The organism is Olleya aquimaris (assembly GCF_003259525.1).
Lineage (GTDB): Bacteria > Bacteroidota > Bacteroidia > Flavobacteriales > Flavobacteriaceae > Olleya > Olleya aquimaris.
Map to the genome: position 1 here is coordinate 40,022 of NZ_QLLO01000003.1, position 22,946 is coordinate 62,967.

General features: G+C 32.2%; 19 protein-coding genes. 3 read left to right on the plus strand and 16 right to left on the minus strand.

Translation table 11 applies throughout. From position 1 onward, the window contains the following. Window positions 1-297: 297 nt before the first annotated feature. Window positions 298-1,356, minus strand: a complete 1,059-nt coding sequence (gene aroC / locus LY08_RS05125) for a chorismate synthase (RefSeq protein ID WP_111659380.1) — start codon at window positions 1,354-1,356, stop codon at window positions 298-300. 70 nt (window positions 1,357-1,426) lie between these two features. After that, complete coding sequence (locus LY08_RS05130; protein ID WP_111659381.1) at window positions 1,427-4,336, minus strand: FAD-binding and (Fe-S)-binding domain-containing protein; 2,910 nt, start codon at window positions 4,334-4,336, stop codon at window positions 1,427-1,429. Window positions 4,337-4,436: 100 nt separating this feature from the next. Between LY08_RS05130 and LY08_RS05135 the strand changes: the two genes are divergently transcribed. Next, entirely contained in the window at window positions 4,437-4,913 is a 477-nt protein-coding gene (locus tag LY08_RS05135; protein WP_111659382.1) for a hypothetical protein, read from the plus strand. A gap of 54 nt (window positions 4,914-4,967) precedes the next feature. On the opposite strand, the gene bshA is transcribed toward LY08_RS05135, so the two are convergent. The 10 genes from bshA to LY08_RS05185 form a co-directional block, all read right to left on the minus strand. Beyond that, window positions 4,968-6,107 carry an N-acetyl-alpha-D-glucosaminyl L-malate synthase BshA gene (bshA, locus tag LY08_RS05140; RefSeq protein WP_111659383.1) on the minus strand — a complete coding sequence of 380 codons (1,140 nt, stop codon included), beginning with the start codon at window positions 6,105-6,107 and terminating at the stop codon, window positions 4,968-4,970. A 130-nt stretch (window positions 6,108-6,237) separates the two neighbouring features. Continuing rightward, window positions 6,238-9,198, minus strand: a complete 2,961-nt coding sequence (locus LY08_RS05145; protein WP_111659384.1) for a glycoside hydrolase family 3 N-terminal domain-containing protein — start codon at window positions 9,196-9,198, stop codon at window positions 6,238-6,240. Window positions 9,199-9,319: 121 nt separating this feature from the next. Then, window positions 9,320-9,805 (minus strand): ABC transporter ATPase, encoded by a 486-nt coding sequence (locus LY08_RS05150; protein WP_111659385.1) that lies wholly within the window; start codon window positions 9,803-9,805, stop codon window positions 9,320-9,322. Window positions 9,806-9,815: 10 nt separating this feature from the next. Continuing rightward, window positions 9,816-11,039 (minus strand): phosphoserine phosphatase SerB, encoded by a 1,224-nt coding sequence (gene serB / locus LY08_RS05155; protein ID WP_111659386.1) that lies wholly within the window; start codon window positions 11,037-11,039, stop codon window positions 9,816-9,818. Window positions 11,040-11,067: 28 nt separating this feature from the next. Next, window positions 11,068-11,682, minus strand: coding sequence for a hypothetical protein (locus LY08_RS05160; RefSeq protein WP_111659387.1), 615 nt, complete (start codon window positions 11,680-11,682; stop codon window positions 11,068-11,070). Window positions 11,683-11,694: 12 nt separating this feature from the next. Then, window positions 11,695-12,486: a (Fe-S)-binding protein gene (locus LY08_RS05165; protein WP_111659388.1), complete on the minus strand. Its 792-nt coding sequence runs from the start codon at window positions 12,484-12,486 to the stop codon at window positions 11,695-11,697. A gap of 11 nt (window positions 12,487-12,497) precedes the next feature. Next, the gene (locus LY08_RS05170; protein WP_245907556.1) at window positions 12,498-12,818 is read right to left on the minus strand and encodes a hypothetical protein; all 321 of its coding nucleotides are present in this window, start codon (window positions 12,816-12,818) and stop codon (window positions 12,498-12,500) included. A 12-nt stretch (window positions 12,819-12,830) separates the two neighbouring features. Beyond that, window positions 12,831-14,144 (minus strand): (Fe-S)-binding protein, encoded by a 1,314-nt coding sequence (locus tag LY08_RS05175; RefSeq protein ID WP_111659389.1) that lies wholly within the window; start codon window positions 14,142-14,144, stop codon window positions 12,831-12,833. A 20-nt stretch (window positions 14,145-14,164) separates the two neighbouring features. Then, window positions 14,165-15,115: an MlaD family protein gene (locus LY08_RS05180; RefSeq protein ID WP_111659390.1), complete on the minus strand. Its 951-nt coding sequence runs from the start codon at window positions 15,113-15,115 to the stop codon at window positions 14,165-14,167. Between the two features lie 55 nt (window positions 15,116-15,170). Next, on the minus strand, window positions 15,171-16,283 hold the full coding sequence (locus tag LY08_RS05185; protein ID WP_111659391.1) for an N-acetylmuramoyl-L-alanine amidase family protein: 1,113 nt from the start codon (window positions 16,281-16,283) through the stop codon (window positions 15,171-15,173). Between the two features lie 87 nt (window positions 16,284-16,370). On the opposite strand from LY08_RS05185, the gene LY08_RS05190 reads away from it, so the two are divergent. Continuing rightward, entirely contained in the window at window positions 16,371-19,142 is a 2,772-nt protein-coding gene (locus LY08_RS05190) for a putative LPS assembly protein LptD (protein WP_111659392.1), read from the plus strand. 46 nt (window positions 19,143-19,188) lie between these two features. Beyond that, on the plus strand, window positions 19,189-19,569 hold the full coding sequence (locus LY08_RS05195) for a RidA family protein (protein WP_111659393.1): 381 nt from the start codon (window positions 19,189-19,191) through the stop codon (window positions 19,567-19,569). Here the strand turns inward: LY08_RS05195 and LY08_RS05200 are convergent. The 4 genes from LY08_RS05200 to pfkA all read right to left on the minus strand — a co-directional run bounded on the left by LY08_RS05200 (window position 19,562) and on the right by pfkA (window position 22,899). Next, window positions 19,562-19,924 carry a methylglyoxal synthase gene (locus LY08_RS05200; RefSeq protein WP_111659394.1) on the minus strand — a complete coding sequence of 121 codons (363 nt, stop codon included), beginning with the start codon at window positions 19,922-19,924 and terminating at the stop codon, window positions 19,562-19,564. The two genes, LY08_RS05195 and LY08_RS05200, sit on opposite strands and share 8 nt — an antisense overlap. Further along, window positions 19,925-20,788, minus strand: a complete 864-nt coding sequence (locus LY08_RS05205) for an N-acetylglucosamine kinase (RefSeq protein ID WP_111659395.1) — start codon at window positions 20,786-20,788, stop codon at window positions 19,925-19,927. A 94-nt stretch (window positions 20,789-20,882) separates the two neighbouring features. Beyond that, window positions 20,883-21,884 (minus strand): type I glyceraldehyde-3-phosphate dehydrogenase, encoded by a 1,002-nt coding sequence (gap, locus tag LY08_RS05210; protein ID WP_111659396.1) that lies wholly within the window; start codon window positions 21,882-21,884, stop codon window positions 20,883-20,885. Between the two features lie 28 nt (window positions 21,885-21,912). After that, window positions 21,913-22,899 (minus strand): 6-phosphofructokinase, encoded by a 987-nt coding sequence (pfkA, locus tag LY08_RS05215; RefSeq protein WP_111659397.1) that lies wholly within the window; start codon window positions 22,897-22,899, stop codon window positions 21,913-21,915. Between the last annotated feature and the right edge of the window lie 47 nt (window positions 22,900-22,946).

The window sequence follows — 22,946 nt, forward strand, 5'->3', positions numbered from 1 at the left end:
GTTAGTTTATTAATATAATTATAATTGCAAGTATGCCATAAAATAAATACCCAAAAATGCGAGCAGTTTCAGATTGTTTAAGTTTTTTGTCAAACCCAAACTTTTCAAACCTAAATTCCTCTTTCTTATTGAATTTGTTTGTATTCATTAAATTCAATGAATTTATGTTATTAAAAGGAAAAAAGAAAAATGTCAACCACTCTGAATTTGTTAATGGTTCATTTTTTCGTTTTATTTTATTTTTCTCTTCTAAATTCAAACTAATACTTAAGAGGTTTCTGCTTTCGCAGGAATTCGTTAATACATTTTATTTAACAACCAAAAATCGGCTAAAACCAATGCAGCCATAGCTTCAACAATAGGTACTGCTCTTGGTACAACACAAGGATCATGTCTTCCTTTTCCTTGCATTTCTACTTTTTCTCCTTCTTTATTTATGGTTTCGTATTTCTGAATTAGTGTAGCAACAGGTTTAAAAGCGACTCTAAAATAAATATCCATTCCATTACTTATTCCACCTTGTATACCACCAGATAAATTGGTTTTTGTAGTGCCATCAGAGTTATACTGGTCGTTATGTTCGCTGCCTTTCATTTTTGCACCACAAAATCCGCTACCATATTCAAAACCTTTTACAGCGTTAATAGACAACATAGCTTTTCCTAATTCGGCGTGAAGTTTATCAAAAACAGGTTCGCCTAAACCTATTGGTACGTTTTGTAGCACACAAGTAATGGTTCCTCCAATTGTATCACCTTCTTTACGGATTTGTTTGATGCGTTTTATCATTTTTTCAGCAGTAGCTGAATCTGGACAACGCACATCATTACTTTCAATATTAGAAAAATCTAAATCTTGATAGGGTTTATCAATAAAAATATCGCCAACCGAAGAGGTAAACGCATGAATTTTAATATCTTTTAAAACTTGCTTAGCAATTGCACCAGCAACTACACGACTTGCGGTTTCGCGAGCAGAACTACGACCTCCACCTCTGTAATCTCTAAAGCCATACTTTTTGTCGTATACATAATCTGCATGACTTGGACGATAACTGTCTTTGATGTGCGAATAATCGTGTGATTTTTGATTGGCATTTTCAATAACAAAACCAATAGGAGTACCAGTAGTTTTACCTTCAAAAATTCCAGATAAAAATTTGACTTCATCAGGCTCTTTACGCTGTGTAACAATAGCTGACTGACCAGGTTTACGTCTATTCATCTCCTTTTGAATAGCTTCAAAATCTAGCGTAATTCCTGGAGGACATCCATCGATAATTCCACCTATTGCAACTCCATGTGATTCTCCAAAAGTGGTTAATTTAAATAAGTTTCCGTAGCTATTTCCAGCCATAAAATAATTTGTTTACGCTAAAGTAAACATAAAATAAAGCTTAACAAAACTGAATTATTCTAATGAGCAATTATTTTATTAAAGCTTGCTTTAATATTGAAATAGGATGTAATGCCACACGTTGAGTGCCATCTTTGATTTGATGTCTGCAACTGGTACCATTTGCAGCTATAACAGTGGTTTCTGGAGCTTTTCTAACTGCAGGAAATAAAGTTTGTTCACCTACTTGCATACTTACCTTGTAATGTTCTTTTTCGTAACCAAAACTTCCAGCCATACCACAACAGCCACTTGGGATTAGTGTTACTTTATAATTTTTAGGAAGATTTAATACGTTAAAGCTATGTATTTGATTGCTTTGCGCCTTTTGATGACAGTGACCATGGAATTTAATGGTTTTTTCTTGTAATGTGAATTGCTCAGGCTTGATGTTTCCTATTGCAATTTCATTAGAAATAAATTCTTCAATTAAAAAGGTGTGTTTTGCTATAGCTTTCGCTGAAACTTTGTCGTTACACAATCTTGGATACTCATCTTTAAACGTTAGTATTGCTGAAGGTTCTATACCTATTAAAGGCGTTTCTTCAGAAATTAAATCTTTATAAATATTAACGTTTTGATTTGCGACTTTTTGAGCTTGTTCAAGCAGTCCTTTTGAAATAAAAGCACGACCTGACTCTTCACTTTTAATTAGTTCTAGTTTATAATTTAAAGCAGTTAAAAGTTGAATAGCATCTTGACCAATCTCTGAATCTAGTTGGTTGGTAAATTCATCATTAAACAAATATACCGTTTTAATAAAATCATTATTAACTAATTGATTTTTAATACTTTTATAATAGTTATTTAAACTAATACTTGACAATAAAGGTAAACTTCGTTTTGGTGCTACACCTAAGCTTTTTTTGATTAAAGCTGAAGTTAATCCGTTAGAAAACATAAAATTTGAAACCCCTTTAAATTGTCTTCCTAATTGATTTAATTTATTGTTATAAGCAAATAATTTTGTTCTAATTGAAACTCCGTTTTCTTTTTGATATTGGTATAAAAATTCTGCTTTTAAACTAGCAACATCAACACTACTTGGACACTCGCTAGCGCAAGCTTTACAGCTTAAACATAAATCAAAAACGTCTTTAAGTTCTTTGTGATTAAATTTATTTGCCTTTTCTGATTGAGTCAAATACTCACGTAACGCGTTGGCGCGTGCTCTTGTGGTGTCTTTCTCGTTTCTAGTGGCTCTGTAACTTGGACACATAGTACCACCAAATTCTGGAAGCTTTCGGCAATCACCAGAACCGTTACATTTTTCCGCCTCACGCAAAATACCTTGTGATGCAGAAAAGTCAAGTAAAGTGTTAACTTCAGGCTCTACTCTATTTGGTAGATAACGCAAGTTTTTATCCATTGGGAAGGCACCCACAATTTTTCTTGGATTAAAAATATTATCAGGATCAAACGTGTGTTTAATTCGTTTTAATAATTGATAGTTTTTACTACCTATCATTAATTCTATAAACTCTGCTCTTACAATTCCATCACCATGTTCGCCACTAAAAGACCCATTATATTTTTTGACTAAATGCGCAACATCTGAAGTTATTTTTCTAAACAACACAACATCTTCAGCAGTTTTTAAATCTAAAATTGGTCGTAAATGAATTTCTCCAGCTCCAGCGTGTGCATAATAGACTGCATCTTGGTTATAGCTAGTCATTAAAGCAGTAAACTCGTTAATATAATTGGCTAAATCTGGTAAAGCTACAGCAGTATCTTCTATACAAGCAACCGCTTTTTTGTCTCCAATAATATTACCCAATAAACCTAATCCAGCACTACGTAAGTTGTTAGCTTTATCAATGTTTTCTTCAATTAGAACAGGGTTTGCATAACTAAGTTTAGTTTTTTCTATTGCTGTAATTAATTGATTGGCTTTGTGTTTTGCTTCCTCAATAGAATTAGAGCGTACTTCGCACATTAAAATAGCTTGAGGATCACCTTGGATAAAATATCTGTTTTCTTCTTGAGTTTTATTATGTTTTGTGCAGTCCAAAATGGTTTTGTCCATCATCTCACAGGTGAACAAATCGTGCTTCATTGCTGGAATGACTGCCTTTAAGCACTCTTCAATTGATGAAAAATGCATAGCAACCATCACACGATGCTCTGGAGGTAAATCGTCTAATTGTAAGGTGATTTGAGTTGTAAAAGCTAAAGTTCCTTCGCTTCCTGCTAATAATTTTGATACATTAAATCCGTCCTCTTTTAAAAGATCATCAACTGCGTAACCTGTGTTTCTTCTATGAATTTCTGGTTTTGGGAAATGCGTTTTTATTTCATTTACAATATCTTTTGATGATAAATCTGTATGTAACTGCTTGTAAATTTGTCCTTCTAAATCATCTTGATTTAGCTTGTTTTGTAATTCTTCAGTAGTTAAAGATTTAAAAACCGCTTCATTTCCATCGCTTAAAATGGTGTGCAACTGGATCACTTTATCTCTAGTAACACCATATTTTATAGATGTGGTTCCAGACGAGTTATTACCAACCATTCCACCAATCATACAGCGATTAGAGGTAGAGGTATTTGGTCCAAAAAACAATCCATGAGGTTTTAAATAGTTGTTTAATTGGTCCCTAACTACTCCAGGCTCTACAACTACTCTTTTATTTTCTATATCTAAATCTATTATTTTAGTAAAATACTTAGATACATCAACTACTATTCCTGTTCCAACACATTGTCCAGCAAGAGATGTTCCAGCAGTACGCGGAATTAATGAGGTGTTATTAGCTTTAGCAAACGCAATTAACTTTTTAATATCTGTTTTGTTTTTTGGGTAAGCTACTGCTAATGGTAACATCCTATACACAGATGCATCTGTTGCATACAACGTTTTTAATAAATCGTCATAATGTAACGAACCATCTAGTGAGGCCTCTAAATTTTGAAGTAATGATGTGGAAATATTAGTCATATAATTTAAGACTTCAAATTTATAATAAGTTAATATATTATTACATCTATTTAGCGTTATATTTCGTATATTAATTTTACTAAACTTAAAACAATAAATTATGAAAAAATTATTTTTGTTTGCTATTGCAATTTTCGGATTTGCAACATGTACTTATGCACAAGACATATCGGATAACGCTATTGGACTGCGTTTTGGTGATAGTGATGGTTTTGGAGCGGAAATCTCTTATCAACGTGCCTTAGGGTCCAATAACCGATTGGAAGCTGATTTAGGTTGGCGATCTGGAAATAGTTATGATGGATTTAAGCTTACAGGAATCTACCAATGGGTCTGGGTTTTAGATGGTGATTTTAATTGGTACGCTGGAGTTGGTGGTGGAGTTGGTTCTTACAGCTTTGACAACAAAAACTTTGATGACGAAACGTTTATTTTTGCAGCTGGAGACATTGGTATTGAGTATAATTTTGATATTCCGTTACAGTTATCTTTAGACTTTAGACCTGAATTAGGTTTTGGAGATTTTAGAGACGACTTAGATTTTGATATTGCATTAGGAGTAAGATTTAGATTTTAATAATATTTTAGATATAGAAAAAGCCACCTGATCAGGTGGCTTTTTTTTATGTGTTTAATTTAAAACTTGACATTTATTTAATGTGTCTTGATAAATCGCTTCGTATTTGGGAACAATTTGATGAATATCAAAGTTTTTAGCTTGTAGTTTAGCATTAGTCTTAAACTGCTTTAAGACCGCTTCGCTTTTTAATATATGAAGCGCATTTTTGCTCATAGCTTCTACATCTCCAACATTACTTAAAAACCCTGAAAACCCTTCTTTATTAACTTCTGGTATTCCTCCTGTATTACTTGATATTACAGGAACTCCAGACGCCATAGCTTCTAAAGCAGATAGTCCAAAACTTTCTGTTTTACTTGGTAATAAAAACAAATCTGAAAAGCATAAAATACGGTCAATCTCGTTACTATTACCAAAAAACACCACCTTATCGCTTATTCCTAATTTTTGACATAATCGTTCTGCTGGTTCACGTTCTGGACCTTCACCTACCATCATGAGTTTTGCAGGAATTTCTTTTTGAATATTATAAAAAATATTAATTACATCAGGTATGCGTTTAACCTCTCTCATGTTACTGATGTGCGTGATAATTTTTTCATCATCTGTTGCCATCATTGCGCGTTGGCAATCTGTAAAATCATGATTAAATTTATTGATATCTATAAAATTGGTCACCACATTAATGTCATTTTTAATATCAAATAAGCGTAGTGTATCATCCTTTAAACTTTGTGATACAGCAGTTACAGCATCAGATTTATTAATACTAAAAGTTACTGCTGGCTTGTAAAATGGATGACTACCAACTAAAGTAATATCTGTACCATGTAATGTAGTTACTATTGGAACATAAATATTATCTTCTCTTAACATTTTTTGAGCCATATAAGCAGCGTAAGCATGCGGTATAGCATAGTGTACGTGCAACACTTCAATATTATGAAGTTTTACCATGTCTACTAATTTACTTGATAAAGCTAACTCGTAAGGTTGATAGTGAAATAATGGATATTCTGGTACGTTAACTTCATGAAAATGTACATTATTACCCAATAATTCTAATCTAACAGGTTGATTATAGGTTATAAAATGGATTTCGTGTCCACGTTTAGAGAGTTCTAATCCCAGTTCTGTAGCGACTACTCCACTTCCTCCAAAAGTTGGATAACAAACAATGCCTATTTTCATTTTAAATAATTAGTAGTTAGTTGTAAGTTGTATGCAGTTAAAATTGCCATAACAAACTCTGTAAATATATTTTATAGTCTAATAAATTCTTGATTCATTACATTTTAGCAAAAATAAAATACTGTTGTAATTAATCAATAATAGCTTCATAAATAGCTGCTTGTATATTAGTTCTAATATCTTCTCTTAGTAATTGGTTAGGACCTTTGGACGTTGGATAGGTTCTGTTAGCCATAAACACGTAAACAATTTCTTGTTCTGGATCTGCCCAAGCATAGGTTCCTGTAAATCCAGAATGCCCAAAACTTGTCATGCTAACACAACCACAGGTTGGTCCAGCATCACCCAATTGTGGTTTGTCAAATCCAACTCCTCTTCTATTATCACTTTCGCAATAATAACAAGTATTAAACTTGTCTAATGTTTCACTTTTAAAATAGCGTTTACCTCCATAAAATCCCTTTTGCAAAAATAATTGCATGATTTTGGCAATATCATTAGCATTACTAAATACACCTGCATGACCACCTACACCACCTTGCATGGCTGCTCCCATATCATGCACATAACCTTGTACTTTTTGATAACGATAATAATCGTCGTTTTCTGAGGGTACAATTCTGGTATTACTAATTTTTTCTGCAGGATTGTACATGGTGTTATTAGCACCTAACGATTTATAAAAATGGTCTTCTGTTAGCTCGTCTAATGGCTTATTGTAGTGCGATTCTATGTATTGTTTTAAGATATAGTATGGTAAATCGCTATATCTATATCTAAGTCTAGATAGTAAATCTGTGTCTTTAATTATAGTATTAATAGAGTCTTTATAATCGTCTCTTAAATACAAATCTGGCATAACCTTTATAGAAAATCCTTTAGTTTTATTTTTTCTGTAATATTTAGCAGAAGGTCTGCTGGTAGTAGTATCTAAAGTTTTATAATAAAAAGGAATCCAAGGTTTTAGTTGTGCATAATGCGACAACATTTTTTTTAAGGTTACATCCTTTTTATTAGACTTTTTGTACTGCGGAATAATTTCTGAAAGCTTAGTATCCAATGAAACTATACCTTGCTCTTCCAATTCCATTAATAAAGGTAATGTCGCAACAATTTTAGTTAATGATGCGACGTCGTACACATCATCAAACTTGACATATTGGTTTCCTTCGTAGGTGTGTTTGCCAAAATTTTTATTATAAATTACTTTTCCTTTTCTTGCTATAATCAGTTGGATACCTGGTGTCATTTTAGCATTAACAGCGTGATTAGCAATAGAGTCTACTTTTTGTAAAGCATAACTAGACATACCTACGCGTTCTGGGATGGTATACCCTAAACGGTCTAAACTATTGGCTTGTTTACCGTCTCCAACTGTAAAGAATTGGCCAGCAGATACAGGTAAAGTTCCACGAGCAGGAATAGCTCCAAATAATAATTGAGCCGATTTCTCTTGAGCTATTTTACTGTTTTGATAACTTACTACAACACTTTCTATATTAGCAACTGTCTTTAGGTCTAAAAGTGCATAGGGTTTAGCAAATACATTGAGGATAACATTGTTATTTCTAGCAATTTCTTGAAGCCAAACTAGTTCTTGGTTTGAAAATTTATAATCTTTCCATGGACTATCATTAGATTTATGGAAACCAATTATAACCGTATTATACGCTTGAAGCTTTGTGATTAATTGGTCTAAAGTTGAAGCAGAAATCTCATGCACTTTAGTGTATTTTTTTAATTCTTCTACAAAGTAAGAACCATCATCATCACCCAATTTAACATAAGCGATTTTTTTAGTTTCCAGATTTCTAAATGGCAATTGGTTTGTAGTGTCCCTAGCTATGGTAATAGCATTTTCTATTAACATTTCATATAAGGCATCATCTTTAATTCTGTTTAAATCTGAAATTAAATTAGAGGTTCCTATCGGTTTATAATTATGTAATCCAACTTTGTACTTAGCCATTAAAATCTTTTTAACCGAATGTGCTAAACGTTGTTCTGATATAATTCCGTTTTCAAAAGCTACTTTCATTTTTGCTATTGCAGCAGGAACATCTTCAGACATTAACATGACATCATTACCCGCTAAAAAAGCAGCTAAATCTATGCCTCCTCCAGTAGTTGAATTGCCAGATTTGTTTCCATCAATGTTAGGTTCTACAAAATCTGCAGCACCTTTCATGGTTAAGGCATCAGTAAAAATTAAACCTTTAAACTGTAATCGTTCTTTTAAAATATCTGTTACAATATTTTTTGATAATGTCGAAGGAAAGCCCTCTCTTAAAGCTAAACTTGGAATGTTTAAATGGGCTACCATTACACTAGACAAACCTTCTTTAATTAATTTCTTGTAAGGATATAATTCTACTGAATCTATTCGTTTTTCATCAAAATTAACGGTTGGTAAGGTTTTATGAGAATCTGCATCTGTGTCTCCATGACCAGGAAAATGTTTTGCATTTGCCAAAACGCCTGCACTTTGCATACCTTTCATAAAAGCTAAAGCTTTGTCTGTAACGTTATCTCTATCTTCTCCAAAAGATCGATTACCTATAATAGGATTGTTTGGATTTGTATTAATGTCTACAACTGGTGCAAAATTAAAATGCACGCCAAGACGTTTGCAATGCTCACCTAATTGACGACCTGTTTGTTCTATTAACTGGTTGTTTTTAATTGCTCCAAGGGTCATATTCCAAGGAAACGCATACGTTGAGTCTAGTCTCATACTTAAACCCCATTCTGCATCCATACCTATAAGTAATGGTGTTTTTGCAGCTGCTTGTAGCTCGTTATTTAATTTAGCTTGTCTTACAGGTCCACCTTTAGAATAGATTAATCCTCCAATTTTATAATCTCTAATAAGATTAACTATATTAAGTTTTTCTTGTTGAGATTGATTAGAAAACACCTGAACCATGTATAATTGTCCAATTTTCTCATCCAAAGACATTGCATTATAGACACTATCCACCCATTTTTGTTGCATTTTAGGGTTTTTGTCTAATAAAGGATTTGGAGTATCTTGAGCTTGAATAAAGCTAACACATACTAAAAATAAGATGAGGGCGTGTAATTTTTGCATATACTAAATAGGCTTTTTGTGGTGTACTTAACTATACAACTAAAAACTATGCCAAATTAGTACATTTATAAGTATTATTAAAGGACTTTAAGATAGAATTATAAAGGTTGTTGTAAACACATTAGTTTAAAAAACGATTGTGCCAACTCTCGCTAGCTGGTACTTCCCAACTTTCATTTAACTCACTAATATTAGTCACTAAATTATTAAAAACAATAGTGTTTTTAGAGACTGCTTTGTCTTTAGCCATTTTTCTGAAATCAGTTAAAGTTTTATGTGCTACAAATTCACCTTGCTTATAGGACACATTCATCTTATCTAATAAATCTACATTATAATCTTTCTCTAATTGCTGAATAAATGTTACAGAAGCATCTATGCTACACCCTGTTGCCACATTAAGTTCTTGGTCCAGTGCGATAATTATAAATCGTTTGTACCTAATATCATAACCAGCTTTTAAATTACTTCCATGAGCTGTCCATCCTTCGATAAAAGTATCTAGTTTGCTTTTAATCTCTACTAATTCTGCATCAGAAAACGAGCGATTAGCTTGATAAATCCACACTCTGGAAGTTTCTGGTAAGGTGTTAAAATCTACTAACATGTGTTTTGTTTTATTCTAATAAATCTATGTGTCTGTCGTGATAACCCAACAAATATAACACACCATCTAAACCAATACTTGAGATAGAACTTTGCGCATTATCTTTTACCTTTGGTTTGGCATGAAATGCAATACCTAATCCTGCTAAATTAAGCATTGGTAAATCATTAGCACCATCTCCTACAGCTATTGTTTGACTAATATTGATACCTTCTTTTTTTGCGATTTCTTTTAAGTATTCTGCTTTTTTGTTTCCATCTACGATGTCGCCGATATAGCCACCTGTTAGCACTCCATCTTTAATTTCTAATTGATTGGCATAGACATAATCCATACCTAATTCTTCTTTAAGATAATTACCAAAATAGGTAAAACCACCAGATAAAATCGCGGTTTTAAAGCCATAACTTTTTAGGGTATCTATTAGTCGTCTTGCCCCTTTAGTTATTGGCAAATTAACTGCAACATCATGTAAAACATCTTCGCTTAAACCTTTTAAAAGTTTCATACGTCTTATAAAACTTTCATTAAAATCAATTTCACCTTGCATTGCAGACTCTGTAATTGCTTTAACTTCATCACCAACACCTGCTAATTCTGCTAATTTATCTATAACTTCTGCTTGAATTAATGTAGAATCCATATCAAAACAAACCAAGCGTCTGTTTCTACGATAAATATTATCTTCTTGAAAGGCGATATCTACATCTAAATCATGCGATATCTGCATGAACTTTTCTGTAAATTCTGCTTTATTTTCAATTTTTCCTCTAATGGATAATTGTATGGACGCTCTAGGATATTCTTCTTCTTTAATTAATGAAGTACGTCCGGTTAAACGCTTAATAGCATCAATATTTAAGTTTTTTTCTGAAATTACTTTAGTGACTTCAGATATTTGTTCAGCTGTTAAACGCTCGCCAAGAATAGTGACAATGTAGCGGTCTTTACCTTGTAAACCTACCCATTTCTCGTAATCTTCAGAGGAAATAGGAGTGAATTTTGCTTTAACACCTAATTCGTAAGCCTTGAATAATAAATCTTTTAAAACTGCAGCAGAATTGTTGCTAGAATCAATTTCAAATAAAAACCCTAACGATAAGGTGTCATGTATATTAGCTTGACCTATATCTAATACTTTGGCTCCATAATGTGCCAAAACATTGGTTAATGTAGAGGTTAGTCCTGGTTTATCTGGTCCAGATATGTTTAAAAGATAAATTTCGTTGGTCATTTTAATGGTTTGCTTTTACAATTGAAAATTACATTTCTTGTAAGCTAGAAATTACTTTAAAATTTCTGTATTCTTCAATTTTTGGGTCGTAAAGCTCTAGTTCTTCAAATTCTACTTTAACGTTTTTACCTTTTAACTTTTTAGGGTTGTTTAATAAATCTGAACCTTCAAAATAAGTTAACCAAATCAGTTTAAGTTCTCTGTTAGTATCAGAATCTTTGATAGTAATAGTATTAAACTCGTTTGTAGTCATACTTACAAACTTACCAGTAACCTCTTCAATACTATAAGCATTGTCATTTTCAAGTTCTTCTTCAATAAATACTGAAAACACATTAGGACAATAGCTTACCATTTGCATACCAACCAATTCTGCAATACCTTCTACTGAACTTTCGTCTAATAAAGACACTTCAAAATGCTTATCTGCTTCTTTTTTATTTTTATTGTAGGATTCAATTAGACATAAACCAAATTCCATTTCTATTTTGGTTTTGTTTTCCTTAGACATATCTATGCCTTTAGCGTCAATACATTGACAGGTTTCTTGTGCTATTTTATCTATAACATCTTCTTTAGATTGAGCGCTTAATGTTGTAACGAAACCTACTGTAGCGACTAGTGTAATTAGTGTTTTATTCATTTTTATTAAATTTTATAAATCTTGTGCATTAGCTATTAATTCTGCAATATCCATTACTTCTACTTCACCTTCTTTTTCTTTACCTTTAATTCCGTCTGTCATCATTGTATTGCAAAATGGACAACCAGCAGCTATAATTTGAGGTTTTGTATCTAACGCTTGTTCTGTACGCTCTATGTTAATGTCTTTATTACCTTTTTCAGGCTCTTTAAACATTTGCGCACCACCAGCTCCACAACATAAACCACGAGATTTGCAGGATTTCATTTCTACTAATTCTGCATCTAATTTTCTAATTAAATCTCTTGGTGCTTCATACACATTATTTGCACGACCTAGATAACAAGGGTCGTGAAAAGTAATACGTTTTCCTTTAAATTGACCTCCTTCTATAGTCATACGACCATCATCCAATAAACCTTTTAAAAATTGTGTGTGGTGAACCACATCATAATTTCCGCCCAATCCAGGATATTCATTTTTTAATGTGTTAAAGCAATGCGGACACGCTGTAACTATTTTTTTAACCTCGTAAGCATTTAATACTTCTATATTGGTTACTGCTTGCATTTGGAATAAAAACTCGTTTCCAGAACGCTTTGCAGGATCACCTGTACAGCTTTCTTCTGCACCTAACACTGCAAAATCTATATTTGCTTTGTTAAGAATACGTACAAATGCTTTTGTTATTTTTTTTGCTCTATCATCAAAGCTTCCAGCACATCCAACCCAAAATAATACTTCTGGTTGTTTGCCTTGAGCCATAAATTCTGCCATAGTTGGCACTGTAAGTTGTTCGCTCATATAATTAGAGTTTAATCATTTATAGCTTTAAAATCTTTTTTTGAAAGCCTGATATAAATGGATAATAATTTGATTCCGTTGTTTTTTATGTTATTTGGATTGTCCTGCTCTAAAGCTGCTAATTTTAAAGCTTGTAATCCTAATTGTTCTGTTTGTTTTTCTGTACAATAATCGCAAAGCACTTTTTTAAGACTGATACTTTCTACTTGACTAGACTTATACTTAATTTGTGTAATAATCTTAAATTGTAATGAGTCTTTTTTATAATCTTGCGCCTTTAGTGTATTGAAACTAAAAATTGAAATTAATAATATTAAAGCGTAGTATTTCAATTAATTAATTAATTATTCGTTTTTCCAATTTAGTCTGTCCATTTGGTTGTAAGGCCAAGGTGCACCATTGTTTTCTATATTGGTCATCATATTATTTAATTCTGTTGGTGCAGCACTTTGTTCCATGACTAAATAACGACGCATTTCCATGATAATATTTAATGGGTCTATGCTAACTGGACAAGCCTCTACACAAGCATTACAACTAGTACAAGCCCAAAGCTCTTCTCTAGTAATATAATTGTCTAATAGTTGTTTTCCATCATCTACAAAGGTTCCTTTATTTGCATCAATGTTTTTACCAACCTCTTCTAAACGGTCTCTGGTATCCATCATGATTTTACGAGGCGATAACTTTTTACCTGTTTGGTTAGCTGGACACTCGCTAGTACAACGTCCACATTCTGTACAAGTGTAAGCATTTAGTAAGTTGACCCATGATAAATCTTGGACATCACTAGCTCCAAACTTTTCTGGCATTGCAGCTTCTGCACCTTCTGGAGGAGCTGCAAACGGATCGACGTTAGGATCCATCATAAGCTTCACCTCTTTGGTTACTGCTTCGTTATTAGTAAACTGTCCTTGAGGAGTTAATTTTCCATAATACGTATTTGGAAAAGCTAATAAAATATGTAAATGCTTAGAAAAGTATAAATAATTTAAAAACACTAAAATTCCTATAATATGTAACCACCATGCTGTACGCTCTATAGTGTGTAATGTAGCTTCAGAGAAACCATCAAACCATGGTGCTATAAATTGGCTTATAATATTACCAGAATTATACCCTTGAAAAACGGTATCTGTAGCATTCATTACTAAAAACAAACACATTAATACTACTTCAAAATATAAAATTATATTACCATCGGATTTTGGCCAACCCTTCATCTCGTCCTTCATGAAGCGTTTTAATTTTATAACATTTCGTCTTAACCAGAAAATAATTACTGCGACTAAAACTAATACCGCTAAAATCTCAAAACTACCAATTAAGAAACCATAAATAGATTCTGGTAATACTTGATGACCAATTCTGTGTGTACCAAATAGACCATCTATAATTATTTCTAAAACCTCAATATTGATAATTACAAATCCAATGTAAACAATGACGTGTAAAAAACCAGCAATAGGACGTTTGACCATTTTACTTTGGCCTAATGCAATATATGCCATGTTTTTCCAACGTTGTGGCTTGTTGTCTGAAACATCTACATCTTTTCCAAGTTTTATGTTTCTAATTAGTTTTCTAACATTATTTGCAAAATAGCCAATCCCTAAAACGAGTGCTATGGCGAATAGTATATTTGGTAAGTATTCCATTTGGTGGTTATATTTTGGTCTTAATCTTCTTCAATTTCGTTTCCGTCTGCATCATAACGTTTTGCTTTTTTTCCGAATAAAGAAAAATGCACATATCGTTTAGGATTTAACTTCATATCTTCTAAAAGTTGCTCCATTTGTAAGGCAGCTCCTTCTAAATTTGAATACAGTTTATCATCGGTCATAAGTTTACCCAGTGAGCCTTCACCATTTTTAACATTAGCAAGCAGGCTGTTAACGTTATTTAAGGTAGCTTCTAAATTAGCAACGGTTTTGTAAATATCAACTTTATCTAACTTTTCGGTCATTGAGTTAAGATTAGCGCTTGTTTGATTAAAATTATCTACCATAGTGGTGATATTTTCATCATTTTTTTTCACTAAATCATTGATATTGTAAGCTAAGCCTCTGTAGGATTTTAATGTAGAATTAAGTTCTGCTAAGGTGTTTTTTAAACCAGATTCAGAATCGTCTGCAACTAGTACATTTAAATTACCCATTAAGGTATCTACTGTTTTTAATGTTCCGTCTAAATTATTACTTAGTTGCGAAAAATCGTTGGTCAGACTATTGACTAAGCCCTGTTTTACCTCAGACTTAATAAAATCGCCATCTTGGGCAATCTGGTTATCGTTTGCAGGAATTATTGCTAATGCATTTCCACCCATTAATCCTGTTTGAAATAATCTAATGGTACTATTTTTAGAAAATTCTAGATTGTTATCTACAGAAAATGCCACTCTGGTTTTTCCAGATTCAAAATCGTATTTAATCTCTTTAACCTTACCTACGGTGTTTCCTTTAATAGAAACAGGTGCTGAAATAGATAATGCATTATAATCAAACTCTGTATAATACGTATTGTTTGAATCAAATATGTTATTCCCTTTTAAATAACTAAATCCAAAAATGAAAAATATGATTCCAAGTATGACAAGTATGGCGGTTTTAACTTCTAGTGATAATTTCAAAATGCTAAATTTAGGTTGCGTAACAAAATTAGAAATAAATTACAAAAGAATGGGTCTAATTAACTTCGCTTTTTAAAGCTTCTGACAGTTTAATTGGTTTTCCGTCTTTATAAGCTACAATAAAAGCATCTTTATAGCCTTTATTTTTAGCTTCAATTTGAAGTTTTTGAGCTTTGTTATAATCTGAGGTATACCCAAAATAATATTTGTACAAACTTCCGGATTTTTCTCTAGAAATATCTTTAAGCCCTTTAAAATTGTATGCTTTAGGCTCTAATGCTTTAGAACTTGCTGCTATCTGAATTTTAAAAACGGTATTTTTTATTGGCTTTTCTTCATCAGAAATGGTGTCTTTTATAGAATCTTCAATAACCAAACTTCCTACATTTTTATCAACTTCAGATTTATAATTTAAAATAGCTTCAGAAATAGATTTTGATAACTCTTTTTGTCCTTTTGCAGAATTTAAATAGGCTCCTTCAGCTTTATTAGTCACAAAACCAGTCTCTACTAGCACACTAGGCATCACTGTTTGATGTAAAACAATAAACCCTGCTTGCTTTACGCCTCTGTTTTTTCTTTTTAATTTATTGGTAAAAGAGGCTTGTATTAAACTAGCTAGTTTGATGCTTTGGTCTAAATAAGCTTCTTGCATTAATGACAAACCAATAAACGACTCTGGAGAATTTGGGTCAAACCCTTTATAGTTTTCTTGATAGTTATCTTCTAGAAAAACCACTTCGTTTTCCGCTTTAGCGACTTCAAAATTGGTTTTATTTCTGTGAATTCCTAACACATAAGTTTCAGAACCAGATGCTTGTGTATCATGAGCATTACAATGGATAGAGACAAATAAATCGGCATTAGCCTCATTTGCTATTTTACCTCGTTTAAATAAATCTATAAACACATCTGTTTTACGAGTGTAAACTACTTTTATGTCAGGGTTTTTCTCTAATAGTTTACCAACACCCAAAACAATTTTTAATGCAATCTCACTTTCTTTTATACCAGATTTAGTGTTTTTGCCAGGATCTTTACCTCCATGTCCTGCATCTAAAACCACAACAAATTTATCGTTGTTAGTTTGTGCATTTACTGTTTTAGTCCAACTAAATGTTAATACTATTATAAAGGATACGAAAAGTTTAAATAGGTGCGTTTGCATAGATATTATAACCAATTTTTATTACGTTTAGTATGATATATAAATTTTAACGAATATTAAAACATTCATAAAATAATATATGTAGTTTTGTCAATTCAAAAACCAAGCCATACTTTTACAAAAATACATTTAAAAGCATTGCGTACACATAGTCTTAACATACTTTTTACCTTGAGTTTTACAGTGTTTATTAACACTTTTAGCTTTGCGCAAGGCGATATTCCCAAAGAAGGCACAAAATTACCAGCTGTTGATGTTAAAGAGGAACCTGTTACCCAAGAGGTAGACTCTACCTCTATAAGTATTAATGAATTGGTTGGCACTAAACAAGAAGTGGATAGCGTCAAAACAGACACTATTAAACCAAAACCTTTACTAAATAGCACAGTATCTTATAAAGCTGCAGATTATATGGCTTATAAGAAAAAAGAATCTAAAATGTATCTATATAATGAAGCACAAGTGCTTTATGAAGATATGGATATTACTGCTGGTCATATTATTATAGATTTTAATAAAGATTTGGTATATGCTAAAGGTATTGTTGATACTTCTGGTGTGTATACGCAACGTCCAGTTTTTAAACAAGGAGAAAATGTAGTTGAACCAGATTCTATTGTATTTAATACTCAAACTAAACAAGGATTAATATATAATTCTGTGACGGAACAAAGCGGAATGAATATTAAATCTGAAGTAACAAAAAAGGTAAACGATTCTGTATACTATCTTAAAAATGCCAAAGCGACTACTGCTGAAGATTTAGACGATCCTGAATATTACTTTTTAATTAGAACTGGTAAACTAGTTCCAGGAAGCAAAGTTATCACTGGGTTAACTAATTTATTTATCTATGATGTGCCAACACCAATTGGTTTACCATTTGCATTTTTTCCGTTAACAAAAAAACGAACTTCTGGAGTCATTTTTCCTAGTTTTGGAGAAGATGGTACTAGAGGATATTTTTTACAAAATGGTGGTTATTATTTTCCTATTAGCGACTATGTAGATTTAGCAGTATTAGGAGATTATTACACCAATGGAAGTTATGGTTTACGTTTAGAAAGTAAATATGCAAAACGTTATAAGTTTAACGGAAACGTTGGTTTTAGATATGAAAATTTAATTACTAGTGAGCGTGGTTTTCCTGATTATGCAAAAACGACTATTTATAATATTAGGTGGTCGCATGCTCAAGATGGAAAAGCTAATCCAACATCAAGATTTTCTGCTTCAGTTAACTTAGGAAGCAGTAATTATTACCAGCAATCTATAAATCAGATTAACTTACCAAGTACTCAAAATAATACGTTAGCGTCTTCTATTTCCTATTCAAAATCGTTTCAGGGAGAACCTCAAGTTAATTTAAATCTTACAGCTTCTCATTCTCAAAACACGCAAACAGGTACAGTAAATATGACTTTACCAACATTACAAGGTAGTGTTAGTCGTATTTTTCCTTTTGCTCCAGAAGGTGGTTCTAAAAAGGGAATTATTCAAAACATAAACTTACAATATAACCTTAGAGCAGAAAATAGAATAGCAACCACAGAAGAGTTTTTTTTCAAAAGCGAAATGTTTGACGATGCTAAAATTGGAGCTCAACATACCATTCCACTAACTACCAACTTTAAAATATTTAAGCATTTTAGTATGAGTGCTAATGCTAACTTTAATGAAGTTTGGACACTAAATACTGTTAACAAATATTTTGATCCAGAAACAGAAACTATAGTTTCTGAAGACGTAACTGGTTTTGATGCGTTTAGAACTTATAATTTTTCTACCAGTATTGGTACTACTATTTATGGTATGTTTAATTTGGATAAAAACAAGGAAAACAAAAAAATTCAAGCCATTAGACATGTTATTAGACCTACTATAAGTTATAATATTAATCCTGCTTTTGATAATTATTATGACACCGTAGAAGTTATAGATGCAGATGGTACTACTATATCTGAGTATACACGTTTTGAAAACAACCTATTTGGAACCCCTAATAACACCTTTTCAAGTTCTATAGGAATTGGTGTTTCTAATAACTTTGAAGCTAAAGTTAGAGATAAAGACTCCACTAAAGTAGAGCCTAAAAAAATCATATTACTTAATAATTTAAATTTTTCTACATCTTACAATGTTGCAGGAGACTCGTTAAACTGGAGCCCATTAAGGGTAACTGGTGGTACGCAGCTTTTTAATAATAAAATGAATATTAATTTTGGTGCAACTTTAGATCCGTATGCATTAGATAGTAATAACAACAAAATAGACACCTATAATATTAATAATGGTGGAAGTTTATTTAGAATGACTAGCGCTAACTTTACTTTGGGTTATAGCTTTGATAGTAAAGGATTAGGTGCTAAAGATGAAAATGAAAACGCTAAAAAAGAACGACTGTTAAGTGGTGGTCGAGATGATGATTTATTTGGTGTGTCTGAAGATTTTGCAGATTCGCGGTTTTTAGATGATAATAAAAATAAAGATGAAGAGGAAGAAAAACCAGGCGAATTATATAATTATAAAATACCTTGGAATTTTAGAATAGCTTACGCTTTAAACTATTCTAATAATCAACGTCAAAACGAAATCTCATCACACTCGTTAATGTTTTCTGGAGATATTGAAATCTCTCCAAAATGGTCTATTGGAGGATCTTCTAGCTACGATTTTAAAAACAAAGGGTTTGGATTAACTCAATTGCGTTTTCAACGTGACTTGTTAAGTTGGCGCATGAATTTTAGTTGGGTACCTTTTGGTACGTATAACCGTTGGAATTTTTTCATAGGAATTAAATCTAACATCTTAAAAGACTTAAAATACGAGCAACGTCGTAAACCAGATGAGCAATTATAATATAAATTAGTTATTTTGCTTTAGCTTTAAAAAATACATTTAAATAATGAAAAAAATAATTAGCACTACAAAAGCTCCTGCTCCTATTGGACCATATAATCAAGCAGTTCTAACAGGAAATACCTTATATACTTCTGGTCAAATTGCATTACACCCTGAAACAGGTGAATTGGTTTTAGATGATATTAAAACAGAAACCAAGCAAGTGATGGAAAATATGAAAGCGGTTTTAGAAGCAGCAAATATGACGTTTGAAAACGTCATTAAAACATCCATATTTATTAGTGATATGAATAATTTTTCACAAATAAATGAGGTATATGGTCAATATTTTAATGACGACACAGCTCCTGCAAGAGAAACTGTAGAAGTGGCTAATTTACCTAAATTTGTTAATGTAGAAATTAGTATGATTGCTGTTAAATAGCTTTTATTAATAGTTCTGCAGTTGCTAAATTTGTAGCAAGTGGTACATCATGTACATCACAAAGTCTCATCAACATTAACACATCAGGTTCATGAGGGTGTTTTTCTAAGGGATCTCTAAAAAATATCACCATATTACATTTTCCTTCTGCAACACGTGCAGCAATTTGTGCATCACCACCTAAAGGTCCCGACAACATTCTTAGCACCTCAAAACCTGCTTTTTTGACTTTTTTTCCAGTGGTTCCTGTAGATACTAATGAGATTCTTTTTTGCAGTAAAATGTCTTTATGTTCATTTAAAAACTGAACCATTTCTGCTTTTTTACCATCATGTGCAATAATTGCTATTTCCATTTAATCTATAGCTTTAGTATGAAAGGCTACCAAACCTTCAATAGGTCGTCTTTCAAAATTTCCAACTTGAAATCCTAATTCTTTAGCGACTGCTTTGATTTCATCTTGACAGAAAAATGCAATTGAACCAGCAAAATGTACAGGTACTGTTTTTAACTCTTCTTTATATTGTAAAATCATGTTTTTAGCAAAGCGTCTTATACCAGATTTTATGAGCTCTACAATATATTTAGAGTCCTTATTTAATATCATAAACTCTGCAAATTGAGCTAAATACGCATTTGGGTTAGGTTGCTTGTAGAGGTTGTATTTTATGTAATCTGCTTCTAAATTATACTTATCTGCAAAAGCAATTTTTATTTCTTCTGGCATGTGATTAAAATAGTAATCACGTAATAATTCCTTACCATAGTAGTTACCAGAAGCATCATCCATGATTGTGTATCCTAAAGATTTAACACGTTGATGTAGTTGTTTACCATCAAAATAACTACAATTAGATCCTGTACCCATAATACAGACTACAGCAGCTTCATCTGGAGTATTTATTGTGGCATAGACTGCTGCCATAGTGTCTTCATCAACTAACACATCTGCATTTGGAAAAAACTCCTGTAAAACAACTTTTAGCATTAAGCGCGGGTTTTCTGTACCACAACCAGCTCCATAGAAAAAAACATGAGTAACTATATCCTTATTTTCTTTTAATGGTTTACTCTTTTTTAAAATCTTTTTTATTTTCTTTTCAGAAATTATTGCAGGATTTAATCCTTTGGTACGGATTTTTTCAAGCAATTGGTTACCATTTTTATCTACTGCAATCCAATCGCATTTTGTAGAACCACTATCAACAACTAAAATCATTTTATAAATATTTATGGAAAGATAAAAAAAAGCACAGTAAAATGAATTAAAATATGCATTTTACTGTGCTAAATATTATAATATAAAGTATAGCTTATAAAGCATTTACTTTTTGAGCTAAATCCACTAATTTGTTAGAGTAACCAAACTCGTTATCATACCAAGATACTAACTTGAAGAAGGTCGAGTTTAACTCGATAGCAGAATCTGCATCAAATACACTAGTTCTAACTTCGCTAACAAAATCTTGAGATACTACTGCATCCTCTGTATACCCTAAAACCCCTTTCATGCTTCCATCAGCTGCTTTTTTCATTGCTGCTTTAATTTCTGCTAAAGACGTTTCTTTTTTAGTTTTAACTGTTAAATCTACAACAGATACATCTACAGTTGGTACTCTAAATGCCATTCCTGTTAATTTTCCGTCTAATTCAGGAATAACTTTACCTACTGCTTTTGCAGCACCTGTAGACGTTGGAATAATATTATTTAAAGCACTACGACCTAAACGGTAATTTTTACGTGAAGGAGCATCTACAGTAAACTGTGTTGAAGTTGCTGCGTGGATAGTTGTCATTAACGCTTCTTCAATTCCAAAGTTATCTTCAATAACTTTTGCTAAAGGCGCTAAACAGTTAGTTGTACAAGAGGCATTAGATACTATAGTATCTGATGCTGTTAATTTATCATCATTCACACCCATTACAAACATTGGTGCATCTTTACTAGGTGCAGAAATCACTACTTTTTTAGCACCACCTTCAATATGATAGTTAGCTGTTTCAAGAGTTGTAAAGATACCTGTACATTCTGCAACTACATCTACTCCTGCTTCATCCCATTTTAAGTTTTTAGGGTCTCTTTCTGCAGTAATTCTAATAGTTTTACCATCGACTACAAGATTACCATCTTTTACTTCGATAGTTCCGTCAAATCTTCCATGGACAGAATCGTATTCTAATAAATACGCTAAATGCTCTACATCTAACAAATCGTTAATTGCAACCACATCTACGTCGTTACGTTTTACTGTCGCTCTAAACACGATACGACCAATTCTACCAAATCCGTTAATTCCTAATTTTAATGTTGACATATTTTTATTTTAGTTAATTCTATTGATATTATGTGGTCATGATATCTGACACACGGATTAATTCTTCGTTTATTTTTGATTTACCTTTAACTGCTTGTTCTAAAGGAGTTAAATCTATTTTATCATTAAGTAATCCAACCATATAGTTAGATTTACCTTCTAATAAGCTTTCTACTGCTTTTACTCCCATTCTACTAGCTAACACACGATCAAAACAAGATGGAGAACCACCACGTTGCATATGTCCAAGTACAGAAACACGAACTTCGTATTCGGTCATGTTTTCTTCAACGTAATCCTTAAGTTCGAAAACGTTTTTACCAATCTTATCGCCTTCAGCAACAACTACAATACTTGATGATTTACCTGATTTTTTACTTCGTCTTAACGATTCTAATAATCGGTCTAACCCTAGATCTTCCTCAGGAATTAAAATTTCTTCAGCTCCAGCTCCGACACCAACATTTAAAGCAATATGTCCGACATCACGTCCCATTACTTCAACAAAAAACAATCGGTTATGAGAACTAGCAGTATCTCTAATTTTATCAATTGCTTCAACTACAGTATTTAAAGCAGTATCGTAACCTAAAGTGTGAGAAGTACCAAAAATATCATTATCGATAGTACCTGGAATACCCATTACTGGGAAGTTAAATTCTTGATTAAAAATTAAGGCTCCTGTAAACGTACCATCTCCACCAATAGTGACTAATGCATCAACATTTGCTGCTTTTAACGCATCATATGCTTTTTGACGACCTTCTTTAGTACGAAACTCTTTAGATCTTGCAGATTTTAAAACCGTTCCGCCTTTATTAATAATACCTTTTACATTACGTGCGGTAAGCTCGATAAAGTCTCCTTCTATCATTCCTTCATAACCTCTATATATACCTACACATTCAATATTATAGTAGGCACATGTTCTGGCTACAGAACGGATTGCAGCATTCATTCCTGGTGCATCTCCACCAGAAGTCATTACTGCTATTTTCTTTATATTTTTTGACATGTATTTTTACTTAATAAAGTAAAACTACTAAAGAAAATTTAGATTTA

What these genes read in the sequence shown, in the direction of transcription:
- aroC (WP_111659380.1), bottom strand. Translation starts at nt 1,356, where the DNA reads ATGGCTGGAAATAGCTACGGAAACTTATTTAAATTAACCACTTTTGGA.
- LY08_RS05130 (WP_111659381.1), bottom strand. Translation starts at nt 4,336, where the DNA reads ATGACTAATATTTCCACATCATTACTTCAAAATTTAGAGGCCTCACTA.
- LY08_RS05135 (WP_111659382.1), top strand. Translation starts at nt 4,437, where the DNA reads ATGAAAAAATTATTTTTGTTTGCTATTGCAATTTTCGGATTTGCAACA.
- bshA (WP_111659383.1), bottom strand. Translation starts at nt 6,107, where the DNA reads ATGAAAATAGGCATTGTTTGTTATCCAACTTTTGGAGGAAGTGGAGTA.
- LY08_RS05145 (WP_111659384.1), bottom strand. Translation starts at nt 9,198, where the DNA reads ATGCAAAAATTACACGCCCTCATCTTATTTTTAGTATGTGTTAGCTTT.
- LY08_RS05150 (WP_111659385.1), bottom strand. Translation starts at nt 9,805, where the DNA reads ATGTTAGTAGATTTTAACACCTTACCAGAAACTTCCAGAGTGTGGATT.
- serB (WP_111659386.1), bottom strand. Translation starts at nt 11,039, where the DNA reads ATGACCAACGAAATTTATCTTTTAAACATATCTGGACCAGATAAACCA.
- LY08_RS05160 (WP_111659387.1), bottom strand. Translation starts at nt 11,682, where the DNA reads ATGAATAAAACACTAATTACACTAGTCGCTACAGTAGGTTTCGTTACA.
- LY08_RS05165 (WP_111659388.1), bottom strand. Translation starts at nt 12,486, where the DNA reads ATGAGCGAACAACTTACAGTGCCAACTATGGCAGAATTTATGGCTCAA.
- LY08_RS05175 (WP_111659389.1), bottom strand. Translation starts at nt 14,144, where the DNA reads ATGGAATACTTACCAAATATACTATTCGCCATAGCACTCGTTTTAGGG.
- LY08_RS05185 (WP_111659391.1), bottom strand. Translation starts at nt 16,283, where the DNA reads ATGCAAACGCACCTATTTAAACTTTTCGTATCCTTTATAATAGTATTA.
- LY08_RS05195 (WP_111659393.1), top strand. Translation starts at nt 19,189, where the DNA reads ATGAAAAAAATAATTAGCACTACAAAAGCTCCTGCTCCTATTGGACCA.
- LY08_RS05200 (WP_111659394.1), bottom strand. Translation starts at nt 19,924, where the DNA reads ATGGAAATAGCAATTATTGCACATGATGGTAAAAAAGCAGAAATGGTT.
- LY08_RS05205 (WP_111659395.1), bottom strand. Translation starts at nt 20,788, where the DNA reads ATGATTTTAGTTGTTGATAGTGGTTCTACAAAATGCGATTGGATTGCA.
- gap (WP_111659396.1), bottom strand. Translation starts at nt 21,884, where the DNA reads ATGTCAACATTAAAATTAGGAATTAACGGATTTGGTAGAATTGGTCGT.
- pfkA (WP_111659397.1), bottom strand. Translation starts at nt 22,899, where the DNA reads ATGTCAAAAAATATAAAGAAAATAGCAGTAATGACTTCTGGTGGAGAT.